At 68.0% G+C, this 12418-nt stretch carries 11 protein-coding genes and 2 rRNA genes; 9 read left to right on the forward strand and 4 right to left on the reverse strand.

Features of this window, described 5'->3' with window-relative positions; genetic code table 11:
* Positions 1-46 precede the first annotated feature (46 nt).
* Both BN6_RS04890 and rrf read left to right on the forward strand, forming a co-directional pair.
* Positions 47-3125, forward strand: a 23S ribosomal RNA gene (locus BN6_RS04890).
* A gap of 117 nt (positions 3126-3242) precedes the next feature.
* Positions 3243-3359: ribosomal RNA gene (gene rrf, locus BN6_RS04895) — 5S ribosomal RNA — on the forward strand.
* Between the two features lie 79 nt (positions 3360-3438).
* Here the strand turns inward: rrf and BN6_RS04900 are convergent.
* The 3 genes from BN6_RS04900 to BN6_RS04910 form a co-directional block, all read right to left on the reverse strand.
* Positions 3439-3654 carry a helix-turn-helix domain-containing protein gene (locus BN6_RS04900; RefSeq protein ID WP_015098434.1) on the reverse strand — a complete coding sequence of 72 codons (216 nt, stop codon included), beginning with the start codon at positions 3652-3654 and terminating at the stop codon, positions 3439-3441.
* On the reverse strand, positions 3651-4142 hold the full coding sequence (locus BN6_RS04905; protein WP_231905364.1) for a DUF2975 domain-containing protein: 492 nt from the start codon (positions 4140-4142) through the stop codon (positions 3651-3653). Before BN6_RS04905 ends, BN6_RS04900 begins: the two co-directional genes overlap by 4 nt.
* A 65-nt stretch (positions 4143-4207) precedes the next feature.
* The gene (locus BN6_RS04910) at positions 4208-4672 is read right to left on the reverse strand and encodes an Lrp/AsnC family transcriptional regulator (RefSeq protein WP_015098436.1); all 465 of its coding nucleotides are present in this window, start codon (positions 4670-4672) and stop codon (positions 4208-4210) included.
* An 81-nt stretch (positions 4673-4753) separates the two neighbouring features.
* Here BN6_RS04910 and BN6_RS04915 point away from each other — a divergent pair, with 81 nt between their 5' ends.
* The 6 genes from BN6_RS04915 to BN6_RS04940 all read left to right on the forward strand — a co-directional run bounded on the left by BN6_RS04915 (position 4754) and on the right by BN6_RS04940 (position 11299).
* Positions 4754-5182, forward strand: a complete 429-nt coding sequence (locus BN6_RS04915; protein ID WP_015098437.1) for a rhodanese-like domain-containing protein — start codon at positions 4754-4756, stop codon at positions 5180-5182.
* A 15-nt stretch (positions 5183-5197) separates the two neighbouring features.
* The gene (locus BN6_RS04920) at positions 5198-5935 is read left to right on the forward strand and encodes a type 1 glutamine amidotransferase (protein ID WP_041311966.1); all 738 of its coding nucleotides are present in this window, start codon (positions 5198-5200) and stop codon (positions 5933-5935) included.
* A gap of 85 nt (positions 5936-6020) precedes the next feature.
* Positions 6021-7154, forward strand: coding sequence for an inorganic phosphate transporter (locus BN6_RS04925; RefSeq protein WP_015098439.1), 1134 nt, complete (start codon positions 6021-6023; stop codon positions 7152-7154).
* Complete coding sequence (locus BN6_RS04930; RefSeq protein ID WP_015098440.1) at positions 7151-7375, forward strand: hypothetical protein; 225 nt, start codon at positions 7151-7153, stop codon at positions 7373-7375. Before BN6_RS04925 ends, BN6_RS04930 begins: the two co-directional genes overlap by 4 nt.
* A gap of 39 nt (positions 7376-7414) precedes the next feature.
* Positions 7415-10357 (forward strand): bifunctional [glutamine synthetase] adenylyltransferase/[glutamine synthetase]-adenylyl-L-tyrosine phosphorylase, encoded by a 2943-nt coding sequence (locus BN6_RS04935; RefSeq protein ID WP_015098441.1) that lies wholly within the window; start codon positions 7415-7417, stop codon positions 10355-10357.
* A gap of 12 nt (positions 10358-10369) precedes the next feature.
* Entirely contained in the window at positions 10370-11299 is a 930-nt protein-coding gene (locus tag BN6_RS04940; RefSeq protein ID WP_015098442.1) for an NADP-dependent oxidoreductase, read from the forward strand.
* 41 nt (positions 11300-11340) lie between these two features.
* Here the strand turns inward: BN6_RS04940 and BN6_RS04945 are convergent, their stop codons facing one another.
* On the reverse strand, positions 11341-11562 hold the full coding sequence (locus BN6_RS04945) for a hypothetical protein (protein WP_015098443.1): 222 nt from the start codon (positions 11560-11562) through the stop codon (positions 11341-11343).
* A gap of 193 nt (positions 11563-11755) precedes the next feature.
* Between BN6_RS04945 and BN6_RS04950 the strand changes: the two genes are divergently transcribed.
* Positions 11756-12358: a hypothetical protein gene (locus BN6_RS04950; protein ID WP_041311968.1), complete on the forward strand. Its 603-nt coding sequence runs from the start codon at positions 11756-11758 to the stop codon at positions 12356-12358.
* Positions 12359-12418: the final 60 nt, after the last annotated feature.

Below are 12418 nucleotides of genomic sequence, written 5' to 3' on the forward strand. Positions count from 1 at the left end.
GTCTGGTTGTTCTTTGAGAACTGCACAGTGGATGCGAGCATCTTTGTGGCAAGTTATTAAGGGCATACGGTGGATGCCTTGGCACCAGGAGCCGATGAAGGACGTAGGAGACTGCGATAAGCCTTGGGGAGTTGTCAACCGAGCTGAGATCCAAGGATTTCCGAATGGGGAAACCCGGCCCCAGTCATGTGGGGTCACCCGCGCCTGAACACATAGGGCGTGTGGAGGGAACGCGGGGAAGTGAAACATCTCAGTACCCGCAGGAAGAGAAAACAACCGTGATTCCGTGAGTAGTGGCGAGCGAAAGCGGAAGAGGCTAAACCGTATTCGTGTGATACCCGGCAGGGGTTGCGTGTGCGGGGTCGTGGGACCTACTGGCCAGTTCTGCCGGACTGGCAAAGAGTGAGAAAACACTGTGGTTAGCGGAACGCGTCTGGAAAGCGTGGCCGTAGAGGGTGAGAGTCCCGTACGCGAAAACCCGGTGTCTCTTTGTAGTGTTCCCAAGTAGCAGCGTACTCGTGAAATTCGCTGTGAATCTGGCGGGACCACCCGCTAAGCCTGAATACTCCCTGGTGACCGATAGCGGACTAGTACCGTGAGGGAAAGGTGAAAAGTACCCCGGGAGGGGAGTGAAATAGTACCTGAAACCGTGTGCCTACAATCCGTCGGAGCCTTTAGGGGTGACGGCGTGCCTTTTGAAGAATGAGCCTGCGAGTTAGTGCTGCGTGGCGAGGTTAACCCGTGTGGGGTAGCCGTAGCGAAAGCGAGTCCGAATAGGGCGTTTGAGTCGCGTGGTCTAGACCCGAAGCGGAGTGATCTAGCCATGGCCAGGGTGAAGCGTGGGTAAGACTGCGTGGAGGCCCGAACCCACCAGGGTTGAAAACCTGGGGGATGAGCTGTGGTTAGGGGTGAAAGGCCAATCAAACTCCGTGATAGCTGGTTCTCCCCGAAATGCATTTAGGTGCAGCGTCGTGTGTTTCGTGCCGGAGGTAGAGCACTGGATGGTCTAGGGGGCCCACAAGCTTACCGAAATCAACCAAACTCCGAATGCCGGTACGTGAGAGCGCGGCAGTGAGACTGCGGGGGATAAGCTTCGTAGTCGAGAGGGAAACAGCCCAGAACGCCGGCTAAGGCCCCTAAGTGTGTGCTAAGTGGGAAAGGATGTGGGGTCGCTCAGACAACCAGGAGGTTGGCTTAGAAGCAGCCACCCTTTAAAGAGTGCGTAATAGCTCACTGGTCAAGTGGTCCTGCGCCGACAATGTAGCGGGGCTTAAGCACACCGCCGAAGCCGTGTCATTCAGATTATGTCTGGATGGGTAGGGGAGCGTCGTTCAGCCATCGAAGCGCCGGAGTGATCCAGGTGTGGAGGCTGGACGAGTGAGAATGCAGGCATGAGTAGCGAAAGCAGAGTGAGAAACTCTGCCGCCGGATGACCAAGGGTTCCTGGGCCAGGCTAATCCGCCCAGGGTAAGTCGGGACCTAAGGCGAGGCCGACAGGCGTAGTCGATGGACAACGGGTTGATATTCCCGTACCCGTGTGAACGCGCCCATGGCGAACCTTGTGATACTAACCGCCCGAAGCCCGCTCTGATTCTTCGGATGAGGGGCGATGTGGAGCGCGGGACCTGAACTTGTAGTAGTCAAGCGATGGGGTGACGCAGGAGGGTAGCTCCGCCAGTGAGTGGTAGTACTGGTGTAAGCGTGTAGGCCGTCTGGTAGGCAAATCCGCCAGGCATGAAGGCTGAGACGTGATGCATAGCCGATTGAGGCGAAGTAGGGTGATCCCATGCTGTCGAGAAAAGCCTCTAGTGAGTGTTCACGCGGCCCGTACCCCAAACCGACACAGGTGGTCAGGTAGAGAATACCGAGGCGATCGGGCGAACTGTGGTTAAGGAACTCGGCAAAATGCCCCCGTAACTTCGGGAGAAGGGGGGCCGAGGGATTTGAAGCCCCTTGCGGGCTAGGATTTTTCGGCCGCAGAGACCAGCGAGAAGCGACTGTTTACTAAAAACACAGGTCCGTGCGAAGTCGCAAGACGATGTATACGGACTGACGCCTGCCCGGTGCTGGAACGTTAAGGGGACCGGTTAGCTCTTCGGGGCGAGGCTGAGAACTTAAGCGCCAGTAAACGGCGGTGGTAACTATAACCATCCTAAGGTAGCGAAATTCCTTGTCGGGTAAGTTCCGACCTGCACGAATGGCGTAACGACTTCTCGACTGTCTCAACCACAGGCCCGGCGAAATTGCACTACGAGTAAAGATGCTCGTTACGCGCGGCAGGACGGAAAGACCCCGGGACCTTTACTATAGCTTGGTATTGGTGTTCGGTTCGGCTTGTGTAGGATAGGTGGGAGACTGTGAAGCGGCCACGCCAGTGGTTGTGGAGTCGTCGTTGAAATACCACTCTGGTCGTACTGGATGTCTAACCTCGGTCCGTGATCCGGATCAGGGACAGTGCCTGGTGGGTAGTTTAACTGGGGCGGTTGCCTCCCAAAGGGTAACGGAGGCGCTCAAAGGTTCCCTCAGCCTGGTTGGCAATCAGGTGTCGAGTGCAAGTGCACAAGGGGGCTTGACTGTGAGACCGACAGGTCGAGCAGGGACGAAAGTCGGAACTAGTGATCCGGCCATGGCTTGTGGAAGCGTGGTCGCTCAACGGATAAAAGGTACCCCGGGGATAACAGGCTGATCTTGCCCAAGAGTCCATATCGACGGCATGGTTTGGCACCTCGATGTCGGCTCGTCGCATCCTGGGGCTGGAGTAGGTCCCAAGGGTTGGGCTGTTCGCCCATTAAAGCGGTACGCGAGCTGGGTTTAGAACGTCGTGAGACAGTTCGGTCCCTATCCGCCGCGCGCGTAGGATACTTGCGGAAGGCTGTCCCTAGTACGAGAGGACCGGGACGGACGGACCTCTGGTGTGCCAGTTGTCCTGCCAAGGGCATTGCTGGTTGGCTACGTTCGGAAGGGATAACCGCTGAAAGCATCTAAGCGGGAAGCCTGTTCCTAGATGAGGTATCCCACCCTTCGTGGGGTAAGGCCCCCAAGAGACCATTGGGTTGATAGGCCGGAGATGGAAGGCCGGTAACGGCTGGAGTTGACCGGTACTAATAGGCCGAGGACTTGCTCACAAACATGCTACGCATCCACTGTGCGGTTCTGAAAGAACCGAACCGGACCACCACGGTCCCGGACCCCGTGCAGGGGTTTGGGGTGGGGGTGCCTACGGGTTGGTAATTTCATAGTGTTTCGGTGGTCATAGCGGTGGGGGAACACCCGGTCCCATTCCGAACCCGGTAGTTAAGCCTTCCAGCGCCGATGGTACTGCACTCGTGAGGGTGTGGGAGAGTAGGACGCCGCCGAACATTCTTTCGCCTTCAGGGGCACCCGTGACGGGTGCCCCTGAAGGCTTTTTCGCGTTGTTGTGCGGTCTGCCCGGCACGCTCACTCGGCGCGCTCCGGGTGGTGGCTGAGCAGGTCTCCCGGCTGGCAGCCCAGGACGTCGCACAGTGCGGTGAGCGTGCTGAACCGGATGGCTCGCGCTCGACCGTTCTTGAGGATCGACAGGTTGACGACCGTCACGCCGACGCGTTCGGACAGCTCGGTCAACGTCATGCCGCGCTCGGCCAGCAGGCGGTCGAGATGAACCTGGACGCTCACACCGTTCCCTCTAGTTCTTCGCGCATCGTCGCGCCGGTTCGCAGGATACGGGCGATGGTCAGCAGCCCGAGCCCGGTGAACACCGCCCACCACGGGAAGTCCCACCCGCCGATGAACGACAGCGGCTGGTGCGGGGCCAGGACGTTGAGCGCCACCGACTCGGCGAGCGTCGCCAGGGGCAGCGAGATCAACAGGAACAGGCCGTAGCCGCGGACCTCTTCGGCGACCGGGAACGTGTGCGGGCCCATCCGCCTGGCGCTCACCAGCAGCTTCAGCAACAGCAGCAACGCCGCGACGTACACGAACGACGTGGGCGCGGTGATCAGGAATTTCAGTGCTCGTTGCATGGTGGTCGGCTGGTCGAAGCACACGTCACGCCACAGGTCACGCACGCACACGGGTTGCCGGCCGCGCACGAACTCAAGGCCAAGCGTGAACACTCCGCCGACCAGCGCGGTGACCCCCAGCACCGAGGCCAACGACACCACCGAGAACAACGGCTCTAACGGACTCCTCCGAACCGACATGATCCACCCCATATCGTTTATCGATGCTATCGAGAAACGATACCCTCTACCACCTCGCGCGTCACGGGTCGGTTGCGGACGGCGGAGGAGAAGACCAGGGACGTCGTGGTGTCGCCGTACCGCTGGGCCTGCTCGACGAACTGCTCCAGCTCCGCCGTCGACCGGCACACCACGCGCAACAGCCAGCAGTCATCACCCGTCACGTGGTCGGCGTCGAGGACCTGGGCCAGGGTCACGATCCGCTCCCGGAACCGGGGCGTGTCGAGGCTGCGGACCCGCACCCGGACGATCGCCTCGATCGGCAGGCCGACCAGCCTCGGTGACACCACCGCCGCGTACCCGGTGATCACGCCGGCCTGTTCCAGCCGTCGCACGCGCTCGGTGGTGGCGGGCGCGGACAGCGCGACCCGCTTCGCGAGGTCGGTGAACGTCATCCGGCCGTCCCGCTGGAGCAGGTCGAGCAGCTTCCAATCCAGATCGTCCAGTTCCACCGTGGAATCGTAGGCACATCGGCCCGCGCGCCTGGAGTTCTCCCTGTCCGACAGAAGGGCTCGGCGGCGAGGATTCCTCCCATGACGAACACGCTGCGCTTCCCGCCCGCCGACCCTGCCGTCGCCGCCGCGCACTTCTCCGCCGAGCTGGCGTTCGAGGCCGACCCGGACGACGTCGTCCGCGACCTCCGCGCCGGTGACGTCGAGGGCTTCCGGTTGGTCGAGACGCGCAGTGCGGAGGCGTTCGCGCGGGCGCACCTGCCTGGCGCGGTCAACCTGCCGCACTGGGAAATGGACGACACGTCCACCGCGGGCTGGGACCGCGACCTCGTCTACATCTGCTACTGCGAGAGCTTCGAGTGCAACGCGGCCACCAAGGGGGCGGCGAAGCTGGCGGCGCTCGGGTTCCGGGTGAAGCGGCTGTCCGGTGGGATCCGGGCGTGGCAGGCCGCGGGCCACCCGACCGAGGGGGCGACCGAGAACCTGGACGGGATCGCCTGCGCCTGCTGATCTACCCTCGGTCGGGTGACACGTCTGCTCGTGCTCCAGCTCGACGACCAAGACCCAGCCGCCCGCCTCGGCGACTGGCTGACCGGTGCCGGGGCGGTGCTCGACGTGGTCAAGACCTACGAGCAGCCGCTGCCCGGCTCGCTCGCCGACCACCGGGGCCTGGTGGTCCTGGGCGGTGCGATGGGCGCGCTGGACGACCTCGACCACCCATGGCTCGCCGACGTGCGCAAACTCCTGTCGCACGCGGTCGCCAAGCGGGTGCCGACGTTGGCGGTGTGCCTGGGTGCGCAGTTGCTGGCCGCCGCGACCGGCGGGCAGGTGCGGCGCGGTCCGCACGGGCCCGAGGTGGGCGTGATGCTGGTGGCCAAGCGGGACGTCGCGGGTCGGGACCCGTTGTTCGCCGATCTGCCGTGGACGCCGGACGTGCTCCAGTTCCACCAGGACGAGATCGCGCTGCTGCCGCCGACCGCCGAGCTGCTCGCGTCCTCCCCGAAGTACCCGAACCAGGCGTTCCGGGTCGGCGACGTCGTCTACGGGGTGCAGTTCCACATCGAGACGACGCCGGAGATGGTGGCGCGTTGGGCACAGGGCGCGCCGGAGCTCGTCGCCACCGTGCCGCCGGCCAGGCTCGACCCGGAGCGGATCGAGCGCGGTCACGAGGACATCCGTGAGGTGTGGCAGCCGTTCGCCGAGCGGTTCGTCCGGTTGGCGGCGGGCGAGGTCTCGGTGCCGCGGAACCTCCCGCTGGTGTGACGAACCTCCGTCCAGGTGAGTGTTCATCGGCTGGCCAGGTAGCGTTCACCCACGACTGTGTCGTTCCAGCCGGAGGAACATCAGCGTGGATGCCTCGCTCCTCGTCATCATCGTGGTCGCCACGGCGTTGGCGTTCGACTTCACCAACGGCTTCCACGACACCGCGAACTCGATGGCGACATCCATCGCGACGGGCGCGCTGAAACCCCGGACCGCGGTCGCGTTCTCCGCCGTGCTGAACCTGGTGGGCGCGCTGCTGTCGGTGGAGGTGGCCAAGACCATCTCCGGCGGGATCGTGGACGACGCCCGCATCACGCCCGCGGTGGTGTTCGGCGGCCTGGTCGGGGCGATCGTGTGGAACCTCGTCACCTGGTACGTGGGGCTGCCGTCGAGTTCGTCGCACGCCCTGTTCGGCGGGCTGATCGGGGCCACCTGGATCGCGTCGGGCGCGGACGCCGTGCACTTCGCGAAGGTGGTCGACAAGGTGGTGGTGCCCTCGATCGCCGCCCCGCTGGTCGCCGGGATCGTGGCGCTGCTGGCCACCGTGCTGACCTACCGGCTCACCCGCAAGGCCCGCGAGTCGGTGTCGCACAGGGGCTTCAAGGCCGGGCAGATCGCCTCGGCGGCGTTGATGTCGCTGGCCCACGGCACGAACGACGCGCAGAAGACGATGGGCATCATCACGCTCACGCTGATCACCGCCGGGACGCTCGCGCCCGGCTCCGCGCCGCCCATGTGGGTGATCCTGAGCGCGGCGGTCGCCATCGCGCTGGGCACCTACCTGGGTGGTTGGCGGATCACCCGGACCCTCGGCAAGGGCCTGACCACGATCGAGGCCCCGCAGGGCTTCGCGGCGCAGACCAGCGCGGCGACCGTGATCATGGCGTCCTCGCACCTGGGGTTCGCGCTGTCCACGACGCACGTCGCCTCCGGCGGGATCATGGGCTCCGGCCTGGGGCGGCAGCGCGACGGGGTGCGGTGGGGCGTGGCCGGGCGGATGGCGGTGGCGTGGCTGCTCACGCTGCCCGCCGCCGGGATCGTCGGCGCGATCGCGGGCAAGGTGGCCTCGACCGGGACGGTCGGCGTGGTCGCCGTGGCGGTCGTGGCCGTGGTGGTGTCGCTGGTGATCTGGCTGCTCTCGCGGCGTGAGCCGGTGCGGCCCGAGCACGTGGTGGACGAGATCGCGGCGCAGGCCGAGACGCACAAGGTGGCGGTGTGAAGGTCGACTGGACGGCGTTGGGCACCGTGTTCGGGGTGAGCCTGGGCGTGGTGCTGGGCCTGGTGGTGTTGTTCTCGACCGGGCTGCGGGCGCTGTCCGCCCGGGAGGACGCACGGGAGCGCGGCGGGTCGGTCGCGTTGCCGACGGTCGCCGCGAGCGCGTGCCTGGTGGCCTGTGTGACCGTGGTGCTGTTCGGCATCTACTTGATCGTGGCGCACTGACCGTTCCCGGCTCGGTGCGCGGTACTACCGTGTCTTCCGATGACCGATCCAGCGCGCACCCCGACGTCCCCCGCTCGGTTCGGCCTGACCGAGACCCGCAGCGGCGAGTTGCTGCGCGCGGCCGGGTGGTGGGACGGCCGACGCCCCTCCGACGGCAACGAGCCGATCCTGTGGTCGCTGTCCCGCAGCCCCGACCCGGACCTGGCGCTGCTCGGCGTCGACCGGGTGCGCGAAGCGCTCGGTGACCGCTGGGCCGCGCTGGACGAGGCGTTGCGCACGAACGACGTGCTGCGCGGCCGGCTGCTCGCCGTGCTCGGGTCGTCCACGGCGCTGTCGGACTTCCTGGCCGCCAACCCGGACCGCTGGACGCTGCTGGCCGACGCGGAACCGGTCTCGGCGGAGTCGTTCGCGCCCGCGCTGGTCGCCGCCGTCGACGGGCTGACCGGCGCGGACGCCGTGCGGGCGTTGAAGATCGAGTACCGGGCGCTGTTGTGCCGGATCGCCGCCGAGGACCTGGCGCACGTCGCCGAACCCGACCTGCGGTACGTGAGCTACGACGACGTGGCCGGGTTGCTGTCCGACCTGGCGGTCGCGGCGCTGCGGGCCGCGCTGGACGTCGCCTACCGGGAGGTGCCGCGCGCCGACGAGTGCACGCTGGCCGTGATCGCGATGGGCAAGTGCGGCGCGCGCGAGCTGAACTACGTCAGCGACGTCGACGTGGTGTTCGTCGGCGAGGGCGACACCGGGGTGGCCACCCGGCTGGCCAGCACGATGATGCAGGTCGCCGGGCAGGCGTGCTTCGAGGTCGACGCGGCGCTGCGGCCCGAGGGCAAGGCGGGCGCGCTGGTCCGGACGTTGGACGGGCACGCGTCCTACTACCGGCGGTGGGCGCGGACCTGGGAGTTCCAGGCGCTGCTCAAGGCACGTCCGGTGGCCGGCGACGCGGAGCTGGGGCAGCGCTACCTCGACGTCGTCGGGCCGATGGTGTGGACGGCGGCCGAGCGCGAGGACTTCGTGCCCGACGTGCAGGCGATGCGCCGCCGCGTCGAGGACAACGTGCCGGTCGGGTTGGCCGACCGGGAGCTGAAGCTGGGGCGCGGCGGGCTGCGGGACGTCGAGTTCGCGGTGCAGTTGCTGCAACTCGTGCACGGGCGTGGTGACGAGGAGCTGCGCATCCCCACCACCACGGCGGCGCTCGCGGCGTTGGGGCGCGGCGGGTACGTGGGACGCACGGACGCCGCGGACTTCGGCCGCGCCTATAGGTTCCTGCGCACGTTGGAACACCGCTTGCAGTTGCAGAAGCTGCTGCGCACGCACCTGTTCCCGGCCGACGACGACGCGGCGTGCCTGCGCTGGCTGGCGCGCGCGTCCGGGTTGCAGGCCGAGGGCGGGCTGTCCGAGGCGCAGGTGCTGCTCGCCGAGTTCCGCAAGCGGGCCAACCAGGTGCGGCGGCTGCACGAGAAGCTGTTCTACCGGCCGCTGCTGCAGGCCGTGGCGAACGTGCCGACCGAGGCGCTGCGGCTGACCACCACCGAGGCGGAGAACCGGCTCGCCGCGCTCGGCTACGCCGCGCCGGACGGGGCGTTGAAGCACATCGAGGCGCTGACCAGGGGCGTGTCGCGGCGGGCCCGGATCCAGTCGGCGCTGCTGCCGGTGCTGCTGGACCTGCTCGCCGAGACGCCCGACCCGGACGGCGGGCTGCTGGCCTACCGGCGGGTGTCCGAGGCGCTCGCCGAAACCCCCTGGTACCTGCGGCTGCTGCGGGACGAGGGCACGGTCGTGGACCGGCTCGCCGCGCTGCTCGGCACGTCCCGGCTGGTGCCGGACCTGCTGGTGCGCGCGCCCGAGGTGCTGCGGCTGCTCGCCGACACCGACGGGCTGGTCGGCCGCGACCCGATGACCATCGGCAACCCGCTGCGCAGCACCGTGTCCCGCTACAACGACCTGGACCGCGCGGTCACCGCCGCCCGGTCGCTGCGCCGCCAGGAACTCCTGCGGATCGCGTCCGGGGACCTGCTCGGGCTGGTCACGCTGCGCACGGTGTGCGTGTCGCTGTCCGAGGTGTGGGTGGCGGTGTTGCAGGCCGCGCTGGACGCGGTCGTGCGGACGACCGGCGAGCGGCAGGCGTCCATCGCGGTCATCGGCATGGGCCGGATCGGCGGGCGTGAGCTCGGGTACGGGTCGGACGCGGACGTGGTGTTCGTGTGCGAGGCCGCTCCCGGGGTGACCGACTCCGACGCCGTCCGGTACGCGAGCGCCGTCGTGGAGAAGGTGCGCCGGCTGCTCAGCGCGCCCAGCCAGGACCCGGCGTTGCAGGTCGACGCCGACCTGCGGCCCGAAGGCCGGCAGGGGCCGCTGGTGCGCACGCTGGAGTCCTACCGGGCGTACTACGCGCAGTGGGCCGAGCTGTGGGAGGCGCAGGCGCTGCTGCGGGCCCGGTTCATCGCCGGGGACGCCGACCTCGGCGCGCGGTTCATGGACCTGGTCGAACCCGTGCGGTACCCGGCGGCCGGGCTGGACGCGGCGTCCGTGCGCGAGATCCGGCGGATCAAGGCGCGGGTCGAGGCCGAACGGCTGCCGCGCGGCGCGGACCCGTCCCTGCACACCAAGCTCGGCCGCGGCGGGCTGGCCGACGTGGAGTGGACCGTGCAGCTCCTGCAGTTGCAGCACGCCCACGAGGTGCCGGCGTTGCGGACCCCGTCGACCGTGCGCGGGCTGCGCGCGGCGGCCGAAGCGGGGCTGATGACACGTGACGACATGGTCGCGTTGAAGGAGTCGTGGATCACCGCGACCCGGGCGCGCAACGCGATCGTGCTGGTCCGGGGCAAACCCGGCGACCAGTTGCCGACCACCGGGCGCGACCTGGCGGCCGTGGCCGGCGTGATGGGGCACTCGCGCGACCCCGGCGAGTTCCTCGACGCCTACCGGCGCACCACCCGGCGGGCGCGGGCCGTGATCGAGCGCGTCTTCTACGGCTCGTGAACACTGGAGTGCGTGAAGGCGATTGCACAGGACGAGTTCGGCGACGTCGAGGTACTCGAGCTGAGGGAACTACCCGATCCGCCGATCAGCTTCGACCAGGTGCTGGTGGAGGTCCGGGCCGCCGGGGTCAACCCGGTCGACCGGCTGGTGCGCATGGGCTACGTGAAGGACTCGCTGCCCCACCACTTCCCGCTGATCCCCGGCTGGGACGTGGCGGGCGTGGTCCGCGCGGTCGGGCCCGCCGTCGAGGGCTTCCGGCCCGGTGACGAGGTGTTCGGCTACCAGCGCAAGGACCACGTGCAGCACGGCACGTACGCCGAGCTGGTCGCGGCCACCGAGAGAGGGCTGGCGCACAAACCCGCGAACCTGTCGTTCGCGGAAGCCGGCGGCCTGGCGCTGACCGGGTTGACCGCGTTGCAGGCGCTGCGCAAGGTGCACGTGTCGCAGGGTGACACGGTGCTCGTGCACGCCGCCGCCGGCGGCGTCGGGCACCTCGCGGTGCAGGTCGCGCGGATCCTCGGGGCGTCCCGGGTGATCGGCACGGCGTCGCCGCGCAACCACGAGTTCCTGCGTTCGCTGGGTGCCGACCCCGTCGCGTACGGGGACGCGCTGGTGGACAACGTGGCTGATCTGGTCGGCGGGGACGGGTTGGTGGATGTGGCGTTCGACTGCGTCGGCGGAGCCGCGCTCAACGACTCGCCCGCGCTGGTGCGCGACCCGTCGCGGATCGTGTCGATCGTGGACACCAACGTGCTGCGGCTGGGTGGGCGCTACGCGTACGCGAAGCCCGTGCGGGCCGACCTGGACTGGTTGGCCAGCCACGCGGCGTCCGGTGAGCTGAAGGTCGTGGTGCAGCAGACGTTCCCGCTGGCCGAGGCCGCGGAGGCGCACCGGCTGCTGGAAGGCAGGCACGTGCGCGGGAAGATCGTGCTGACGGTGTGACGACGGAGGCCTCCCGGCGGACCCGGGAGGCCTCCGCACGGTCACTCCTCGTCTTCGTCCACCGTCGGGACCGACGTGAACAGCTCCACGATCCACTCCTCGACCAGGGTGTCGTCGGAGTCCTCGTCCGGCACCAGCCGGTTGGACACCTTGATGCCCAGGCCGAGCACGTCGGCGGCGGCGATCGCCTCGATCGCCTCGGCGGCGGAGTCGAAGATGTTGGTGGACAGCACCTGCGCGGTGGTTGCGACGTCATCAGACACGGCGCGACCCTAACCGCCCACCACGATGGTGGCGTGGCCGGGTTCGGTGCCGGGACCCGTTGGCGCCGCCCGGGGTTGTTGACTGTCGGTGGTCGCTGTGCCGAGACTGGCGGGGCCCACGGGGACCGGCACGTTCGCACGCGCGCGCCCGGTGGACCGGCACGTTCGCACGCGCGCCCGGACGAAGGACGTCATGGACGAGACCCGCCAACGGAAGAAGAACCCGGCTCTGACCGTGGGCCTGGTCGTGCTCGGCGTGCTGGTGCTGCTGGGCGCGGTGCAGGCCGTGACGGTCGGGTCCGTGGGGATCGGCGCGCTCAGCGTGACGTTGCGGGCCGACGCGCCCACCACCGCGCCGGGGACAAGCGCGGACGGGGTCGTCGGCACCACGTCGTCGTCGGAGGCTCCGGTGGTCACCGCGGAGACGAAAGTGGCCGTCGGCTCGTGGAAACAGGCCCGCGGGCTGCTGACCATCGAGATCACGCGGGTGGAGAACACCGGCGGGCAGTTGCGGCTGCACGTCACCCTGGTCAACGCGAGCACCGCGAAGATGGACCTGCCGTTGGCGTCGATCTCCGCCGTGGACGACGGGAAGCGGAGCTACAGCGCGTCGTTGGCCACCAGCAAGTGGCCGGTGACCGTGGCGAAGAACGCGAGCACCTCCGGGTACGTGGAGCTGGATCCGAGGGTGTCGGGCGCGTCCAGGACGGTGGCGGTGACGTTCGGCGGGATCGTCGGGCAACTGGCCCCCACCGGCGGCTCGGTGACCGTGGCCGACATCCCGGTGCCCAGGTAGCACCCGGTCATCCCGGCCGGCAGATCGAATACCGCCGAGTGCGGTTCCGGCGGTCGGCGA

Origin of the sequence: Saccharothrix espanaensis DSM 44229 (genome assembly GCF_000328705.1) — a bacterium.
GTDB lineage: Bacteria > Actinomycetota > Actinomycetes > Mycobacteriales > Pseudonocardiaceae > Actinosynnema > Actinosynnema espanaense.

Bases quoted from the DNA above. Each gene is read 5' to 3' on its own strand.
- BN6_RS04915 (WP_015098437.1), top strand. From the start codon at position 4,754: ATGACGAACACGCTGCGCTTCCCGCCCGCCGACCCTGCCGTCGCCGCC.
- BN6_RS04935 (WP_015098441.1), top strand. From the start codon at position 7,415: ATGACCGATCCAGCGCGCACCCCGACGTCCCCCGCTCGGTTCGGCCTG.
- BN6_RS04950 (WP_041311968.1), top strand. From the start codon at position 11,756: ATGGACGAGACCCGCCAACGGAAGAAGAACCCGGCTCTGACCGTGGGC.